Origin of the sequence: Mesorhizobium sp. WSM4983 (assembly GCF_029625765.1) — a bacterium.
Lineage (GTDB): Bacteria > Pseudomonadota > Alphaproteobacteria > Rhizobiales > Rhizobiaceae > Mesorhizobium.
In genome coordinates this window covers 582,986-598,862 of the sequence record NZ_JARTVM010000002.1, presented here as the reverse complement: position 1 = coordinate 598,862, position 15,877 = coordinate 582,986, and the positions used below count along the sequence as shown (strand labels likewise).

The 15,877-nt window shown below is 64.4% G+C and carries 17 protein-coding genes and 1 pseudogene; 5 read left to right on the top strand and 13 right to left on the bottom strand.

The window, feature by feature from the left end; genetic code table 11:
• Window positions 1-77 precede the first annotated feature (77 nt).
• From P9254_RS10210 to ykgO, 3 genes and pseudogenes are all read right to left on the bottom strand, one after another.
• Window positions 78-1,134: pseudogene (locus P9254_RS10210) on the bottom strand (alpha/beta fold hydrolase).
• Window positions 1,135-1,385: 251 nt separating this feature from the next.
• Entirely contained in the window at window positions 1,386-2,003 is a 618-nt protein-coding gene (locus P9254_RS10205) for a tetratricopeptide repeat protein (protein WP_067001924.1), read from the bottom strand.
• Window positions 2,004-2,112: 109 nt separating this feature from the next.
• Entirely contained in the window at window positions 2,113-2,238 is a 126-nt protein-coding gene (gene ykgO, locus P9254_RS10200; protein WP_040974291.1) for a type B 50S ribosomal protein L36, read from the bottom strand.
• Between the two features lie 335 nt (window positions 2,239-2,573).
• Between ykgO and P9254_RS10195 the strand changes: the two genes are divergently transcribed.
• Window positions 2,574-2,990 carry a lysozyme inhibitor LprI family protein gene (locus P9254_RS10195; protein ID WP_067002206.1) on the top strand — a complete coding sequence of 139 codons (417 nt, stop codon included), beginning with the start codon at window positions 2,574-2,576 and terminating at the stop codon, window positions 2,988-2,990.
• A gap of 6 nt (window positions 2,991-2,996) precedes the next feature.
• On the opposite strand, the gene P9254_RS10190 is transcribed toward P9254_RS10195, so the two are convergent.
• From P9254_RS10190 to P9254_RS10155, 8 genes are all read right to left on the bottom strand, one after another.
• On the bottom strand, window positions 2,997-4,073 hold the full coding sequence (locus P9254_RS10190; RefSeq protein ID WP_278053446.1) for a 5-(carboxyamino)imidazole ribonucleotide synthase: 1,077 nt from the start codon (window positions 4,071-4,073) through the stop codon (window positions 2,997-2,999).
• A complete protein-coding gene (purE, locus tag P9254_RS10185) occupies window positions 4,070-4,567 on the bottom strand; it encodes a 5-(carboxyamino)imidazole ribonucleotide mutase (RefSeq protein ID WP_067001929.1) in 498 nt (165 codons plus the stop codon). The genes P9254_RS10190 and purE overlap by 4 nt, the downstream gene beginning before the upstream one ends.
• Before the next feature lie 91 nt (window positions 4,568-4,658).
• Complete coding sequence (locus P9254_RS10180; protein ID WP_278053444.1) at window positions 4,659-5,864, bottom strand: aminotransferase class V-fold PLP-dependent enzyme; 1,206 nt, start codon at window positions 5,862-5,864, stop codon at window positions 4,659-4,661.
• Window positions 5,865-5,881: 17 nt separating this feature from the next.
• Window positions 5,882-6,343, bottom strand: coding sequence for a RidA family protein (locus tag P9254_RS10175; RefSeq protein ID WP_067001934.1), 462 nt, complete (start codon window positions 6,341-6,343; stop codon window positions 5,882-5,884).
• 37 nt (window positions 6,344-6,380) lie between these two features.
• Window positions 6,381-7,175: an amino acid ABC transporter ATP-binding protein gene (locus P9254_RS10170; RefSeq protein ID WP_278053441.1), complete on the bottom strand. Its 795-nt coding sequence runs from the start codon at window positions 7,173-7,175 to the stop codon at window positions 6,381-6,383.
• 4 nt (window positions 7,176-7,179) lie between these two features.
• Window positions 7,180-7,830, bottom strand: coding sequence for an amino acid ABC transporter permease (locus P9254_RS10165; RefSeq protein WP_095782532.1), 651 nt, complete (start codon window positions 7,828-7,830; stop codon window positions 7,180-7,182).
• Window positions 7,830-8,495, bottom strand: a complete 666-nt coding sequence (locus tag P9254_RS10160) for an amino acid ABC transporter permease (RefSeq protein ID WP_067319366.1) — start codon at window positions 8,493-8,495, stop codon at window positions 7,830-7,832. Before P9254_RS10160 ends, P9254_RS10165 begins: the two co-directional genes overlap by 1 nt.
• 123 nt (window positions 8,496-8,618) lie before the next feature.
• Complete coding sequence (locus tag P9254_RS10155) at window positions 8,619-9,491, bottom strand: transporter substrate-binding domain-containing protein (protein ID WP_127215240.1); 873 nt, start codon at window positions 9,489-9,491, stop codon at window positions 8,619-8,621.
• Window positions 9,492-9,612: 121 nt separating this feature from the next.
• Here P9254_RS10155 and P9254_RS10150 point away from each other — a divergent pair, with 121 nt between their 5' ends.
• Entirely contained in the window at window positions 9,613-10,413 is an 801-nt protein-coding gene (locus P9254_RS10150) for an IclR family transcriptional regulator (RefSeq protein WP_278053437.1), read from the top strand.
• 24 nt (window positions 10,414-10,437) lie between these two features.
• Here P9254_RS10150 and P9254_RS10145 read toward each other — a convergent pair whose 3' ends face one another.
• Window positions 10,438-10,641, bottom strand: a complete 204-nt coding sequence (locus P9254_RS10145) for a YdcH family protein (protein WP_067001951.1) — start codon at window positions 10,639-10,641, stop codon at window positions 10,438-10,440.
• A 234-nt stretch (window positions 10,642-10,875) separates the two neighbouring features.
• Here P9254_RS10145 and P9254_RS10140 point away from each other — a divergent pair, with 234 nt between their 5' ends.
• The 3 genes from P9254_RS10140 (at window position 10,876) to P9254_RS10130 (ending at window position 13,424) form a co-directional block, all read left to right on the top strand.
• Window positions 10,876-11,055, top strand: a complete 180-nt coding sequence (locus tag P9254_RS10140; protein ID WP_040998838.1) for a YdcH family protein — start codon at window positions 10,876-10,878, stop codon at window positions 11,053-11,055.
• Window positions 11,056-11,309: 254 nt separating this feature from the next.
• Window positions 11,310-12,560, top strand: a complete 1,251-nt coding sequence (ispG, locus tag P9254_RS10135) for a flavodoxin-dependent (E)-4-hydroxy-3-methylbut-2-enyl-diphosphate synthase (RefSeq protein WP_278053434.1) — start codon at window positions 11,310-11,312, stop codon at window positions 12,558-12,560.
• Between the two features lie 3 nt (window positions 12,561-12,563).
• Complete coding sequence (locus tag P9254_RS10130) at window positions 12,564-13,424, top strand: lytic transglycosylase domain-containing protein (protein WP_278053433.1); 861 nt, start codon at window positions 12,564-12,566, stop codon at window positions 13,422-13,424.
• A gap of 1 nt (window position 13,425) precedes the next feature.
• On the opposite strand, the gene P9254_RS10125 is transcribed toward P9254_RS10130, so the two are convergent.
• Complete coding sequence (locus tag P9254_RS10125; protein WP_278053432.1) at window positions 13,426-15,756, bottom strand: response regulator; 2,331 nt, start codon at window positions 15,754-15,756, stop codon at window positions 13,426-13,428.
• Between the last annotated feature and the right edge of the window lie 121 nt (window positions 15,757-15,877).

The following is a 15,877-nucleotide window of genomic DNA, read 5'->3' as shown; positions in this document are numbered from 1 at the left end:
TCGCTCCGCTCCGGTTCTGGGAATCCGCTCTGCTCGGCTCGGCCTAATTTGAATCTCGACACCTTCCGGTCCCGAGCTTAGCCCGGCGCCAGCTCGGCGTCCGGCACCTTCAGTTCCGGGTACCTGTCAGCGCCTTGCGCGTCGCCGGCGATCCGGCTTTCCACAACTCGCCATCGACTGCAAGTCGACCGGCGCGCCGGCCGCCCTTTCGATGGCGCCGACGACGAGGTCGGGGGCGATCCAGTCGGGCTTGTGGCCGAGATTCGCGACCCAGACCAGCTCGGCGCCGGGAATGTCGCGTTCGAGGCCGACGGAATGGACCGTGGCATAGACCACCTTGTCGCGATCGCCGGAGATGACCAAGGTCGGCGCCTTGATCTCACGGTAGCCAGGCGAGGCAGCGCGCACATAATCGTAAAGTCGGGCCACATCGCGGGCGTTGGCGCGGAAGGCAGGCGGCCTCAGAACAAGCGGAATGGAAGCCTTGCCGATATAGCCCGTCGGCACATTGTTCGGTGAAAACACGCAGGCCGTGGCATTGCCGATCCGCAGCATGCCCGCCGCGTAAGCAATGGTCTCGGAAAACAGCCAGCCGACCACCGGAACAGCCGTCAATTTGTAATACCAGGCGGTCGCGCCGCCCGGCCACGGATGGCTCACGGGCGCCAGGAAGACGAGGCCGAGCGTCTTTTGCGGATGCTGGCGCGCGAAGGCGGTTGTGACCGCGCCGCCGAAGGAATGGCCTATGATGATCGCCCTTGCGATGCCGAGCCGATCCATCAACGCGGCGACAGTGTCGGCCTGCGCCGCCAGCGTTTCGTTGTCGCCGCGCTCCGACCAGCCGAAGCCCGGTCGGTCGAGGAACAGCAGCTCGGCGCGGCCCTCGAGCAAAGGCCTCAGCGGCAGCATCTGGTCCTTGAGATTGGCACTGGCGCCATGGATGAAGACGACAGGCGGCAGATCGGCGCCGGCGGCGGGGACGTGGACATAATGGATGCGGGCACCATCGATGTCGGCGAATGCGCCGATCGGCGGATTGCGGCGCTCGATCAGCCAGACGCCGGCGCGGGTAATGCCGGCAAGGGCGATGAGGAAGGCAACGAGGGGGAGGAGCGCGAGGCAGATGAGGTCCATGCGGAAAGTACGGGCGAGTGGATCTAATTTAGGAGCGCGATGAGTTTGGCGAGCTGGCGGCCTGCTGCCAGGCCAAATTATTGCCCGCTTCGGTGGAGTATCGCAAACGTTCGGCTTGGCCGGGCTTGTCAAGGTCGTCGTCACCTTGCGCGAAGGCTGCAGCGGAGCAGAGTTCTGCACCACCGTCGCGGCGCGGAAAAGTCACGGCATGGGTCGTTGGCTCAAGCCCGAGGATGACGAAAAGCTGCCCCTCAAATGCCCTCGCCGGCCAGGTCTTCCGACAGCGTCGAGACCTGGCCCTGGGCGCTGCGCATCATCGGATAGATGGTGAGCACCTTCTGCCAGGCTTCCAGCGCCGACTGCTTGTGGCCGGTCTCGGCCATGATCTGCGCGAGACCCGACAGCGCGCCGAAATGGCGCGGTTCGAGCCGCAGCGTGTGGTCGATGTCCGACATCGACTTTCCATAGTTCTTCATCAGGAAATGCACGGTAGCGCGGCGGTTCCAGCCTTCGGCATAATCGGGCTGCAAGGTCACCACCTGATCGAGGAAATCGAGCGCGACGTCGAATTTCTGGTCTTCCGCCGCCCTTTGCGCCCATCGCATCATCAGGTCGATCGAGGCGCTGCCGGACTGGTTCCACTCATTCCAGATGCGGCCGGCGATGCGTTCGGCGGCCTTCTCGTTGCGCTCGCGTCTGAGATCGGCAAAGAGCTGGTCGAGCCGTCCCTGCCTGGTCGAGGCGACCGGCGGAGGCGTGATGGCGGGCGGCGGCGAAGCGGCGGGCGGCGTGGCCTCATCCTGCGCCGAAGCGGGCAAGGTCGTTCCGGAAAGGACGAGGGCAATGAAGAATGCAAAAAGAATCCGCATGTCCGGAATCTAGTCCCGGACGGCGGATCGTCAAAATGATTTTAGCGTGAGGGTCCGGCGAACCGGCAGTCGACATCAGCGGCGCGGCGCTTAGCGCCGCGCGCAAGTCTCAGCCCTGGCGCGCCTTGTACCGCGGAGCGGTCTTGTTGATGATGTAGATGCGTCCCTTGCGGCGAACCAGCCGGTTGTCGCGGTGACGCGCCTTGAGCGCCTTGAGCGAATTCTTGATCTTCATGGTCTTGCCTGTTCGGTCGGGGGCCCGGTCCCGGGCCGAATTTTAAAGGCGCGCCCGAAAAAAGCGCGCCTTGAACTTGCGTGGCTCATAAACGAGGAGCCTTGCCCGTGTCAACCGCAAGCGGGCGGCTCTTATGCCGCAAATGGTGCGCTGATCAAATATTCGCCATAGGTAACGCGCGGCATTGCGCGACTCAGAGGCGGCTGGAATGTTGCGGGCCACGCCAGAGCGGGACATAGGTCCCCTCCGGTTATGTCTATTTGTTTAGCCGCATTTCTGCGACGCCAAGCGATTCCTCTAGGTTGCAGATGCTCTCAGCGAAACGGAGTCTTATCATGCGCCGTCTCTTTCTGCCCGCATGCCTTGTCCTCATCGCGACGGTTCCGGCTGCATGGGCCGAGGACTGCGATCGCAGCGACGACAGCCAGTCGATGATGAATATCTGCGCCAATGCCGATTATCAGGCGGCCGATGCCAAGCTCAACGCCGCCTACAAGGATATTGTCGGCCGCAATGACGAGAAGGCCAACAAGTTGCTGCAGACCGCACAGCGCGCCTGGATCACCTTCCGCGACGCCGAATGCGCCTATTCGACCGCCGACAGCGAGGGCGGTTCCATCCACCCGATGGAGGTTTCGCAATGCCTGACGGAACTGACCACCGAGCGCACCAAGCAACTCACCTCCGGCCCCAACTGCCAGGAAGGCGATCCGAGCTGCGCCAGCCCGGACGAGGACGAAGACGTGCAGTAGTCGGCGTTAGCGCCGACGCTCAATGCGCGTGAAATGGCCCATCTTGCGGCCGGGCCGCGACTCGGCCTTGCCGTAGAGATGCAGCATCACGCCGGGCTCGGCGAGCAGCGCCGGAACCTTCAGCATGTCATCGCCGATCAGGTTTTCCATGACACAGTCGGAATGCCGTGCAGGCGAGCCCAGCGGCAGGCCGGCGATGGCGCGGATATGCTGTTCGAACTGCGAAACGATGCAGGCGGCTTCCGTCCAGTGGCCGGAATTGTGGACACGCGGCGCCAGCTCATTGGCTAAAAGCGAACCGTCGGCAAGCACGAAGAACTCGACGCCGATGACGCCGACATAGTCGAGCGCCGCAAGGATTTTTGCTGCCGCTTGCTTCGCCGCCGATGCGGTGTCCGGTGCGATGGCGGCCGGCAATGTCGACGTTCGCAATATGCCTTCGCGATGGATATTCTCGGCCGGATCGTAGGCTGCAACCGAGCCGTCCTGCCCGCGCGCGGCAATCACCGAAATCTCGCGCTCGAAAGCGACCAGCGATTCGAGGATCAGCGGCACATTGCCCATCGCCTCGCAGGTGCCGGCAAAGCCGCCGGTCTCCATGTTGCGGAAGACGCGCTGGCCTTTGCCGTCATAGCCCATGCGGCGCGTCTTCAGCACGCCGCTGCCGCTGAATTTCTTCAGCGCGGCCGTCAGCTGCTCGTCATTGTCCACTGGGCAGAATTCGGCTGTGGGAACGCCGATGCCGTTCAGGAAGCTTTTTTCGGTCACGCGATCCTGCGCGATTTCCAGCGCGCGGGCCGGCGGACAGACGGGAACGCGCGCCGCGAGTGTCTGCGCCGCTTGAACCGGGACGTTCTCGAATTCGTAAGTGACGACAGCGCTGGCGCCGGCCAGTTCGGCAAGGGCCGCCGGATCGTCATAGGCGGCGACGATCTGCCGGTTGGCGACCTGCGCCGCCGGGCAATCGGCCTCCGGCTCCAGCACGACCGTGCGGTAGCCAAGGCGAGCGGCTGCCATAGCCAGCATGCGGCCAAGCTGGCCGCCGCCGATGATGCCGATGGTCGATCCCGGGGCCAGACTCACGGGGTATCTGCCGGTTCGGTGGCGACCTTGGCGGTCTGTGCGGTGCGCCAGGCATCGAGGCGGGCGGCGAGTTTTTCATCGCTCAGCGCCAGGACGGCTGCGGCGAGAAGGGCCGCGTTGGCAGCACCGGCCTTGCCGATGGCCAAAGTGCCGACCGGAATGCCGGCCGGCATCTGCACGATGGAGAGCAGCGAATCCTGGCCGGACAACGCCTTGGATTCCACCGGCACGCCGAAGACGGGCAGCGGCGTCATCGCCGCCGTCATGCCGGGCAGGTGCGCCGCGCCGCCGGCGCCGGCGATAATCACCTTGTAGCCGGCCGCCTTGGCGCCCTTGGCGAATTCATAGAGGCGGTCCGGCGTGCGGTGTGCCGAGACGATCAGTTTTTTGTGCAGGATGCCCAGCGCATCCAGCGTTTCCGCCGCCTGGCGCATCGTCGCCCAGTCGGACTGGCTGCCCATGATGATGGCGACGTCGGCACGCTGATCGGTCAAGGTTTTCGCTCCCGGCGGCAAAGGCGCGCCTTAGCGGAATTCGCCGGCAGCCGCAAGGATTGTCGCGGCTGTGGGCCGACGGTGGCGAGGTCTAGTCCGGCCAGCGCAGCGCCCCGGATGAATCCTTGCGCGCCGCTTTCATGGCATCCGCGGGACGCTCCTCCGCGGTCAGCACGGCTCGCAGCCGCTCGGCGACGATCTCGGCCTCGCCGGGATGCAGGTTGCACGGGTCGAGGAAGAAGTGTCCGCGCTCGACCTCATGGTTGCGCACGATGACGGGCGGTGAGCCGGCGGCCAAAGCCGAGGCTAGGCCCGCGGCGGTGAAGCGGCTCTCCGGACGGACGAAGACCTGCAGGCGGTCGAGCGGGTTGGCGGTTGGGTCGGGCACGATCTCAGCGCCGATGCCCGGAATGCCTTGCAGCGCATCCTTCCACAGATCGAGCGCCGCCTCTTCGCGCCGGCGAATGCCGGCATGGTCGCGCTTTTCCCAAGCGTCGAGCGCCGCCATGGTGCCGGCGATGCTTTCCTTGCCGACCTTCATGGCCCGCGCGACGCCGCGATTTTGCAGATAGGCGGCGCGCACCAGGTCCTTGCGGCCGGTGACGATGCCGCTGGTCGGGCCACTCAGGAATTTGTGGCCGCTGTAGACGACGATGTCGGCGCCGCGCGCGAGGAAGGTACGCAGATCGTATTCCGAAGCGGCATCGACGATCACCGGCACATTCTTGGCGTGGCAGATCTCGCAGAACTCCTCTAGCGAAAGCATGCCGTATTGCACCGTGTGGTGGGCGACGACGTAAAGCGCGGCCGCGGTGCGCTCGTTGATCGCCTCGCGCACGTGGTAATCCTGCGTGACGCTAACGGTGCCCGCCGGAATGACCTTGGCGCCGGCCACGCGGATCGACTGATCGATCGGCGCGCCGTAATTGACGATATGGCCGAGCTGGATGACGACCTCCGATTTCAGCCCTTCGGTGTCGTCGGGCAGCCTTTCGATGGCCAGCAGGTTGGTGCCGGTCATCGCTCCGGCGATCGCCATGGTGATGCCTGAGGCGCAGCAGGCGGTGATGAAGCCGGCCTCGCCGCCGGTGAGACGGGCGACGACTGCGCTCGCGGCGCGCTGCAAATCGTCCATCTCCACCCATTGCGAGGCGATCTCGGCCATGGCGCTGATCGCTTCCGGGACGATGATGGAAGCGCCGAGTGTCGTCATCGTGCCCGAGACGTTGATGATCGGACGCAGTCCCAGCCGCTCGCGGATCGTGGTGTTGGAGCCGGTCTCGGAATAGGTTTTCATGGCAGCAGATCCCAGTGTCAGGCGGCGATCTCGACGACCGCTTCGATTTCGACGGTGATGTTTCCAGGCAGCGAGCCGACGCCGATCGCCGAACGCGCGTGGCCGCCGATCTTGTCAAAGACATCGGCGAAGAGATCGGAGCAGCCGTTGACCACCTTCGGGTGATCGCTGAAGGTCGGCGTCGCATTGACGAAGCCGAGCAGCTTGACGACGCGCACGATGCGCCCGAGGTCGCCCGCCGCCGCGTGCATGACGGCAAGCAGGTTGAGGCCGGTGAGCCGGGCATGCTCATAGGCCTGTTCGACGGTGACGTCCTCGCCGACCTTGCCGGTGCAAAGCGTGCCATCGGCACGCAGCGGCCCCTGGCCCGAGAGGAAGATCAGCCGGCCGCTCTCGGCATGAGTGACGAAGTTGGCGATGGGCGTTGGCGGCTCGGGCAGCGTCAGGCCGAGTTCGGCGAGCCGGGTGTAAGGCGTCATGGAAGAATGCTCCTTGGATGGCATTTGCCATCCGATGTCAGAATTGCGAGGCACGGAAGCGCGCCAAAAAAGTCCGCAGGCGCTCGTTCGTGGTCTCCGCGGCAAGCACCTCCTTCGGCGGCCCGACGGCACTGACGCCGCCGTCGGCCATGAAGACGATGCGGCTTGAGGCGTCGCGGGCGAAAGCCATCTCATGCGTCACCATCACCATGGTCATGCCGTCCTCAGCGAGGCTTTTCACCACGGCCAGAACCTCGCCGACGAGTTCCGGATCGAGGGCCGAGGTGATCTCGTCGAGCAGCAGGATCTTTGGTTCCATGGCGACCGCACGCGCAATGCCGACACGCTGCTGCTGGCCGCCGGAAAGCTCGGCGGGCAGGCTGTCGGCCTTGTGGGCGAGACCGACACGACCCAGCCAGTGCTCGGCGATCGAGCGCGCCTCGGCGCTGCTCTTGCCGCGTACCTTGGTGAGGCCGAGCATGATGTTGCCGGCCGCCGTCAGATGCGGGAACAGGTTGAAGCCCTGGAACACCATGCCGGTCTCGGCGCGCATGGCGGCCAAGTCGCGCTCGCTGCGGCGCTGGCGCGCGCCGCCGTCGCGAAAACCGACCTCCTTGCCGTCGATGCGGATCGAGCCGCTGTCGTAGCTTTCGAGGAAGTTGACGCAGCGCAGCAGCGTGGTCTTGCCGCTGCCGGACGGTCCGATGATGGCGACCACCTCGCCCTTCGCCACCTTGAGGCTGACCGAGCGCAGCACCTCGACCGAGCCAAAGGATTTCGAGACCTCGGCGATATCGAGAAGCGCAGGGCTGTTATCGGAAGTGGGGGCCATCGTGCTATTCCCGGATGAAGGCAAAGCGCTGCTCCAGCCGTCGGCTGGCAAGCGAAAGCGCGTAGTTGACGCCGAAATAGAGAAGGGCGCCGAGGATATAGAGCGGCATGGCCTCATAGGTACGGCCAATGACCTGGTTGATGGCCTGCATCAGATCGGTGATGCCGAGCAGCGAGACCAGCGCGCTGCCCTTGACCGCGTCGGTGACGCCGTTGATCCAAGGCGGCAGGAAGCGGCGGAAGGCCTGCGGGAAAATCACGTAGGTAAGGCGCTGGCGAAAGGTCAGGCCGATCGCCATCGCCGCTTCCGACTGGCCTTTCGGGATCGAGGCGACCGCGCCGCGCAGATATTCGACGACCTGCGCGGTCTTGAACAAGGTCAACGCCAGCACCGCCGCCCAGAAGGACTGGAGATGCACGCCGACGGCCGGCATGCCGTAATAGACGAAGAAGATCAGCACCAGGATTGGGATGCCGCGGACGGTGTCGCTGAAGATCCGCACCGCCCAGCGCAAGGGTGCGGGCCCGTAGACGAGGCCGACGCCGAAGACAACGCCGGCGATCAGCGACAGCACCACGACGAGCAGCGACACCCAAAGCGTCAGCGCGAAGCCTTCGGCGAGGAACGGCAGGGCGTAGGCGATCTGGCCAAGCATCAGCGCGCCGTCCTATACCAGCGCTCGACCAGCCGGAGCGCGAAGAGCAGGGCGTAACCCGTCACCAGATACATCGCCGTCACCACCAGATAGACCTCGACGATGCGGAAGGTGTTGAAGTTGATCCACTGCGCGCCATAGGTCAGCTCGGGCACGGAGATGACGGAAGCGACGGAGGTGTCCTTGAACAGCGAGATGAAGGTGTTGGAAAGCGCCGGCAGGGTGATGCGCATCATCGTCGGCAGCCGCACATGGACCAGCCGCTGCCATGGCGTAAGGCCGATCGCCTTGCCGGCATCGATCTGGCCGCGCGGCACGGCTTCGAGGCCGGATCGGAACACTTCGACCAGATAGGCGCCGCTGTAGACGGCAAGCGTGGCGACGAAGGACGTCTGCGCGCTGTAGGCCAGGTCGATGACGGTCGGCAGACCGTAGAAGACCAGATAGACCAAGAGGATCAGCGGCACGTTGCGGATGAATTCGACGTAAGAGGCGATAATGCCGCGCACGACACGCCCGGCCGAGACATACCAGACGGCCAGTACCAGTCCGATGACAATGCCGATGGCGATCGAGATCACGGCAAGCTCGAGGCTGAGCAGCAGTCCGCCCCAGAGCTTGTCGAAATGGCGCCAGATCAGGTTGAAATTAAGCGTATAGCCCATGCGTCCGTCTCAATGGCCTGTGGTGACGATCCAGAATTCGCCACTGCAGGAGCCCGTGTCGAGGAGAACAGGCGGAAGGGCGCTTGCTGCGGCCCTCCGCCGGCTAAAGTCAGACAGGCCTCGTCAGATGACCGGGAAGCCCGGATGGCGCGGCGGCGGTTCCTGGCCGAAATATTCCTTGAAGGCAGCGTCGTAGAGTGCCGTCTCGTGGCCGAACATGGCGATGGTGAAGGTCTGGTTGACGTAGGTCAGCCAGTCGAGGTCGCCCTGCCTGATGGCCGCGCCGTAAAGCATCGAATACCAGCTCTTGCCGGCGTCGAAATATTTGTCCGGGTTGCGCGAGGCGAGCCAGCGCACGGTGGAGAGGTCGACCGCGGCGGCGTCGACACGCTTGGATTCCAGCGCCTGCAGCACGTTGGCCTGGGTGTCGATCTGCATGACCTGCGCCTGGGGCAGGGCAAAGTGCACCGAGTTTTCGGCATCGACATTCTGCAGGATCGAGATGCGCGTGGCGGAGCCGTTCGCCAGCAGCTTGTCGAAAGTCTTGTTCTCGGACCCCGGCAGCGTCAGCAGCGCGACGCCTTCGACATAGTAGGGGCGCGAGAAGTGGATCAGCTGCGAGCGCTGCCCCGTCATGGTCATGAACTGGATGGTGATATCGACCTTGTTGGTGGTCACGTTCGGAATGCGCTGCGCCGGATCCTGCATGACGAATTCGACCTTGGTCGGGTCATCGAAAAGGCCCTTGGCGAGGATGCGCCCCATGGTGATGTCCATGCCGACCAGCTCGCCGGCATCGTTCTCGAAATGCCACGGCGCGTTGGTGCTGCCGGTGCCGACGATCAGCTTGCCGCGATCGAGCGCGGTCCGCAGCACGCTGTCGGACGCGGCTTGCGCGGCGGCCTTCTCGGCGCTGACCGCGGTGAGCGCGCCGGCGGTAGCAAGTCCGGCCATTCCCAATTTCAGAAAATCACGTCTTCCGGATGTGTCGTTCACGGCGACCTCCTTTGGTGGTGTGTTCCCCATCAATACACGCGTCAGCAATCGACATACGATTGTCTCTTACAAGAGACGTATGTATCCTGTACAAGACAGATACTAACACCGGGAATCGACAATGCAAGATGGCGAAGCGCTGACCAAGTGGCAGGCCGCAGGTTCTGAGGAAGAGAGGCCCGCGAACTCTCGCGAAAAGGGTCTCAACCGCGCGCTGCACATTCTGGAGTTCCTGCATGCCACGCAGCGTGCGATCGGCATCGGCGAGCTGGCCAAGGGGCTCAACGCCCCCCGCTCGACGACCTACACGCTGGTTCGGGAACTGGTCGGTGCCGGTCTCCTGGAGATGGCCGGCGACGGCAACCGCGTCTATTTCGGCAAGAAGCTTTACCTCTACGGAATGGCCTATATGCGTGGCAACGACCTGCTCAGACGCGGGCGGCAGGAGGTCGACACGCTGTCGCGCGAGACGGGCGAGACCTCGGAGCTGTGCATGCTGCAGAGCGGCCGCTACACGATCGTCCATTCGAGCCCGGGCACCAGGCCGTTCCGCATCAGCTCGGCGACCGGTCTGCAGATCCCGCTGCCTTGGACCGCGTCGGGCCGGCTGCTGCTCGCCGGCCTGGAACGCAGCCGGATCGAGGCGATGATCTCGCGGGACGACCTCGTGCTGCCGGACGGCCGCAAGATCGAGCTCGACGACTTCATCGACGACATCGCGAAAGCCCGCGTCACCGGCTACTGCGTGACGTCGGGCCTTGTCGACGCCTATACCAAATGCCTGGCGGCGCCGGTCTTTTCAGCGCCCGGGAAGATCGAGGCGACGATGTGCCTGGTGGTTCCGATCGACACGTCGGAGGAACGGACAGGTGAGCTGGTCGCGCTGCTGCGTGACCGGGCCGCGCGGCTTTCGATCCCGTAGTCGTCGAGCGAAGGAAGCTGCCGGTCAGGCGATGATGTCGGGGATGATGCGGTCTTCCAGCGCCATCAGCCGGTCCTTCAGCATCAGCTTCTTCTTCTTCATGCGCTGGATCTGCAGCGGGTCGCAACCCATGGCGATCATCGCGTTGATGGCGGCGTCGAAATCGGCGTGTTCCTGTTTGAGCCGGGAATATTCGAGGCGTATCTCAGCCTGTTCCTGTTCGGACATTATCTACCGTCTGCGTATGCGTCGCCCAGGGATGGGCCTTTGGGCGGGGCCGGTGGGTTTGTGACCGGCGCGCCGCTGATATCACATTTCACATTGTCGTGGAATGCTACCACGCGGCATTCGACATCGAGATTGGTTGGTGGCAAACTGTCATCGTGCCGTCACAGTTGCGACCTGCGGTGGACGTGCCTGAGACGGCTGCAATCGAGGAATCCATGAAAGGGAGAACCAATCATGTCTCTTGCATCCCATCTTGATGAGCTGCAGCGGAAGCACGGCGACATCGAGCGCGAGCTTATCGACGCGATGAATCATCCTTCGGTAGACGACCTCGAGATCGCCACTCTGAAGCGGCGCAAGCTGGCAATCAAGGACGAGATTGAAAAGCTGAAGGCGAAACCGACGGCACACTGAAACTCCTCTAGGCAGCATAAACCGCACCCGTCGGGTGCAACCCAACCGGTGGCAAGAATGCCGCCGGTACGGTGAGTTTACGCTGAATTTCCCGAGTCTTCCCGGAATGCAACCGCAGCCCGATGTGGGCTGCTGAACCGCGCGGCCGCCAACCAAGCGCAGCCGATTTGCGGACCGTGGCTGTCACCGGCCATTGACAAGCCATCTTTGCTCCGCCACCTCATGCCCGGAACTTCCAGATGAAGGCGGCCGGCATGACCGGATATTTTTCTTCTCCTTTCCCGCGGCGCGCATCGGTCGGCGTCGATGTCGGCGGCGTGATGGTCGGCGGCGGCGCGCCGGTCGTCGTGCAGTCGATGACCAACACCGATACCGCCGACATCGATCAAACCGTTGCCCAGGTGGCGGCGCTGCATCGCGCCGGCTCGGAGATCGTGCGCATCACTGTCGACCGCGACGAGAGCGCCGCTGCCGTGCCGCGCATCCGTGATCGGCTGGCCCGGCTCGGCGTCAACGTGCCGCTGGTCGGCGACTTCCACTATATCGGTCACAAGCTGCTCGCCGATCACCCGGCCTGCGCCGAGGCGCTGGCGAAATACCGCATCAACCCCGGCAATGTCGGCTTCAAGGAAAAGAAGGACCGCCAGTTCGCCGCGATCGTCGAGATGGCGATCAGATACGACAAGCCGGTGCGCATCGGCGTCAACTGGGGCTCGCTCGACCAGGAGCTCTTGACCCGGCTGATGGATGACAACCAGGGCCGGGGCTCGCCGCTCACCGCCCAGGAAGTCACCCGCGAGGCGATCGTGCAGTCGGCGATCCTGTCGGCGGAGATGGCGGAAGAGATCGGGCTCGGCCGCGACAAGATCATCCTGTCGGCCAAGGTCAGCGGCGTGCAGGATCTGATCGCCGTCTATACCGAGCTTGCGACCCGCTCCAACCATGCGCTGCATCTCGGGCTGACCGAGGCCGGCATGGGCACCAAGGGCATCGTCGCTTCCTCGGCTGCCATGGGTATCCTCCTGCAGCAGGGCATCGGCGACACGATCCGCATGTCGCTGACGCCGGAGCCGAACGGCGACCGCACGCGCGAGGTGCAGGTGTCGCAGGAACTTTTGCAGACGATGGGCTTCCGGCAGTTCGTGCCGATCGTCGCGGCCTGCCCCGGCTGCGGCCGCACGACCTCCACCGTCTTCCAGGAGCTGGCCCAAAGCATCCAGGCCGACATCCGCAAGAACATGCCGGTGTGGCGTGAGAAATATCCGGGTGTTGAGAACCTCAAGGTCGCGGTGATGGGCTGCATCGTCAACGGCCCCGGCGAATCCAAGCATGCCGATATCGGCATATCTTTGCCCGGAACCGGCGAGACGCCGACAGCGCCGGTGTTCATCGACGGCAAGAAGGCGGCGACGCTGCGTGGCCCCTCAATCGCGCAGGATTTCGAAAAGATGGTCGCAGACTATATCGAGCAGCGGTACGGACACGGCAAAGCCGCCGCGGAATGAGCCATGCAGCGCTTGCTCAGGACGGCACTGATCCTGATTTGCGCGCTGATCCCTGCCGGTCAGGCATTCGCCGATCCGCCGCAGTCGCGATCGGCCGCAAAGCGGCTGATCAATCGCGTCTGTGACCTGATCGAGACCCAGGCCGAGCAAAATGGCCTACCCAAGGATTTCTTCGCCCGGCTGATCTGGAAGGAGAGCCGCTTCGATCCCAATGCGGTGAGCCCCGTGGGCGCCGAGGGCATCGCCCAGTTCATGCCGGGCACCGCCAAGCTGCGCGGGCTTGCCGATCCGTTCGACATCGGACAGGCGATCCCCGCCTCGGCCAAGTATCTTGCCGAGATGAAGGCGGGCTACGGCAATCTCGGCCTCGCGGCTGCCGCCTACAATGCGGGCGAGAATCGCGTGTCACGCTGGCTCTCCTCCGGCGGCTTCCTGCCGATGGAGACCGAAAGCTATGTCTTCGACATCATGGGCGAGCCGGTCGACAAGTTCTCGGACACCGCCTATGCCGGCACGATCCGGCCGCTCGATCCGAAGATGAGCTTCGCGGCCGCCTGCCGCAGGCTGCCGGTGATCATGTCGCGGACCGTCGCCATGGCCTCGATCAACGTCAAGCCGTGGGGCGTCCAGGTGGCCGGCAATTTCCGCCGCTCCGCCGCAATCAGTCAGTGGTTGCGGGTTCGCGGCCGATTCCCTTCCCTGCTTGGCAGCCATGATCCTGTGGTCAGCCGCGTGCGCACGCCGATCGGCCGGCGCGGCATCTATGCGGTCAGGATCGGTGCCGACTCGCGCGCCGAGGCCAACGGCATCTGCAATAAGCTGCAAAGCGTCGGCGGGGCGTGCCTGGTTATGCGAAATCGGTAGCTCAAGCCGTCTTCGCCGCCACCGTCTCGCTGAGCCAGGTGCCGATCTTGGCGCCGAGGCGGTCGGGAGAGACCGGCTTCGGCAGGTAGTCGTCCATGCCGGCTTCCATGCATTTTTCGCGGTCGCCCTTCAGCGCATGCGCGGTGACGCCTATGATCGGCGTATGGCTGCCGCTCTGCCCTTCGATGGCGCGGATGGCGCGCGTCGCCTCGTAACCGTTCATCTCCGGCATGGAGACGTCCATCAGCACCAGCCTCGGGCGCAGCGAGCGGTACATCTCAACCGCGGTGCGGCCATTGCCGGCAATGCGATAGCTGAGGCCGAGGCCGTTGAGGATCTGGCCGAAGACCAATTGGTTCACGTCATTGTCCTCGGCGATCAGGATATCGATCGGACCGCTCGGCGCCGCCGCCGGTTCGGGCGAGAGGACCGGAACGGCTGGACCACGGATGACGGTGAAGGGCGGCGGAGCCGACTGGACGACGACCGGCTCGCGCACGAAATGCGCCTTGCCGCCTTGCGTGCGCGCCTTCTGGATGGCGGAGATCACGGTGCCGAGCAGCACCGCCGAACGCGCCGGCTTGGTGAGATGCGCGACGATGCCGAAATCGATCACCAGTCGGCCGAAATCGACCTGGTCGACCGAAGTGAGCAGCACGACCGGAATGGAAGACAGGCGGCTGTCGGCGGCGATCGCCTTGGCGACATCGGCGCCGTTCATGCCGGGCATCTGGTAGTCAAGGATGATGCAGTCGACCGAAGCGCCGAGCTGGCAGGCGCGGTCGAGAAAGGCGAGGCCGACGGCGCCGCTTTCGGCCGCGGCGCAGTCGAAGCTCCAGCTGCGCAGCTGCTCGAGCAGGATCTCGCGATTGACCGGGTTGTCGTCGATGACCAGGACGCGGGCGCCGGTGACGTCGACCGGCACGATCTCGTCGCGCGCTTGCTGTTTGTGTGCCGGCAGCGGTACGGCGAACCAGAAGACCGAGCCGCGGCCGATCTCGCTTTCAACGCCGATCTTGCCGCCCATCAGGTCGACGAGGCGGGCGGAGATGGCAAGGCCGAGCCCGGTGCCTTCGTGACGACGGGTGGACGAGCCGTCGACCTGGGCGAATTTCTCGAACACGCTCTGCAGCTTTTCGGCGGGGATTCCGATGCCGGTGTCCTCGACGCGGACCTTGAGCTGGACGGTCCCATCGACCACATCGCCGCCGACATCGATCAGCACATGCCCCTTCTCGGTGAACTTCACCGCATTGCCGAGCAGGTTGGTAACGATCTGGCGGAAACGGCCGGCGTCGCCGACGACGAAGCCAGGCAGGCGCGGGTCGACGCGCACGATGAGCTCGAGGTTCTTTTCGGCAACGCGGGCCGAGACCAGCGTGGCCACGTCCTCGACCGCTTCGGCCAGGCGGAACGGGGCGGGGTCGAGCGTCAGCTGGCCGGCATTGATCTTCGAGAAATCGAGAATGTCGTTGATGATGGTGAGCAGCGCGTTGCCGGATTTGACGATGACGTCGGTGAAGGTCTTCTGGCGCGGCGTCAGCTCGGTCTTGGCGAGAAGCTCGGCCATGCCGAGCACGCCGTTCATCGGCGTGCGGATCTCATGGCTCATATTGGCGAGGAATTCCGATTTCGCCCGGTCGGCCGCCTCGGCCTTGAACAACGATGCGGCGGTTTCGGCGAAGGCGCGGCGGATCGCGTTCTCCATCGGCCGGAAGATCAGAACCGCGGCGATGGCGATGACGGCGATCAGCAGACCGCTCGCCCATAGGAGCAGCCGGTCGCTGGCGGCATCGGCGAGGCGCCGCTCGTCATCGAGCGCGGTGCGCACGCGAACCAGCATCGGCTGGGCGAAAAGATCGTTCTGGTTGCGGATCTCGCGGTAGCTCCATTCGTCGACTGTCTGGGCCACCGACATCAGGTTGAAATTGCGCACCATGTCGCGCGCCGACCAGAACAGATCGTCGTTCACCGAAGCGGATTCGAGCGCATTGAGCGTATTCTTCGACAGCCGCGGCCTGATCGCCGCGAGCTGCGCGTTCAGGATTTCGATCTCGCCCATCAGCCGTTCGGAATGGCCGCGCGCGGCTGCGGTCAGCCCATCGCGGGTCTCGGCCCGCCACACGGTTCCGGTCGTCTCGGCGAAATTGGTGGCGTTGCGCAGGTCGCGCGAGAAGATGACGAAATTGGCGCTCAAGGCATCGACTTCGTGGCGGTATGAGTTCACGCGGTTGAGCGCGAACATGACGGCCGCCGAGGCCAGGGCAAAGACGAGCAATCCCGAAATATAGCGGACCCGGATCGACCGGATGAAGGAGGAATACTCCGGCATGCGTAACCCCAACCCAAACGCACAATTTTAACGGTCGGGATTACGCTTGATTTACATTAAGATTTCGTTGGTGCGGCTGCCTGTCTTGCCTGCGCATTTAGGGCTCAGGGGCAGATTTAAG

Excerpts from the sequence above, each read along its gene's own strand:
- P9254_RS10205 (WP_067001924.1), bottom strand. The coding sequence starts at position 2,003 with ATGCGGATTCTTTTTGCATTCTTCATTGCCCTCGTCCTTTCCGGAACG.
- ykgO (WP_040974291.1), bottom strand. The coding sequence starts at position 2,238 with ATGAAGATCAAGAATTCGCTCAAGGCGCTCAAGGCGCGTCACCGCGAC.
- P9254_RS10195 (WP_067002206.1), top strand. The coding sequence starts at position 2,574 with ATGCGCCGTCTCTTTCTGCCCGCATGCCTTGTCCTCATCGCGACGGTT.
- P9254_RS10180 (WP_278053444.1), bottom strand. The coding sequence starts at position 5,864 with ATGAAAACCTATTCCGAGACCGGCTCCAACACCACGATCCGCGAGCGG.
- P9254_RS10175 (WP_067001934.1), bottom strand. The coding sequence starts at position 6,343 with ATGACGCCTTACACCCGGCTCGCCGAACTCGGCCTGACGCTGCCCGAG.
- P9254_RS10170 (WP_278053441.1), bottom strand. The coding sequence starts at position 7,175 with ATGGCCCCCACTTCCGATAACAGCCCTGCGCTTCTCGATATCGCCGAG.
- P9254_RS10165 (WP_095782532.1), bottom strand. The coding sequence starts at position 7,830 with ATGCTTGGCCAGATCGCCTACGCCCTGCCGTTCCTCGCCGAAGGCTTC.
- P9254_RS10160 (WP_067319366.1), bottom strand. The coding sequence starts at position 8,495 with ATGGGCTATACGCTTAATTTCAACCTGATCTGGCGCCATTTCGACAAG.
- P9254_RS10150 (WP_278053437.1), top strand. The coding sequence starts at position 9,613 with ATGCAAGATGGCGAAGCGCTGACCAAGTGGCAGGCCGCAGGTTCTGAG.
- P9254_RS10145 (WP_067001951.1), bottom strand. The coding sequence starts at position 10,641 with ATGTCCGAACAGGAACAGGCTGAGATACGCCTCGAATATTCCCGGCTC.
- P9254_RS10140 (WP_040998838.1), top strand. The coding sequence starts at position 10,876 with ATGTCTCTTGCATCCCATCTTGATGAGCTGCAGCGGAAGCACGGCGAC.
- ispG (WP_278053434.1), top strand. The coding sequence starts at position 11,310 with ATGACCGGATATTTTTCTTCTCCTTTCCCGCGGCGCGCATCGGTCGGC.
- P9254_RS10130 (WP_278053433.1), top strand. The coding sequence starts at position 12,564 with ATGCAGCGCTTGCTCAGGACGGCACTGATCCTGATTTGCGCGCTGATC.
- P9254_RS10125 (WP_278053432.1), bottom strand. The coding sequence starts at position 15,756 with ATGCCGGAGTATTCCTCCTTCATCCGGTCGATCCGGGTCCGCTATATT.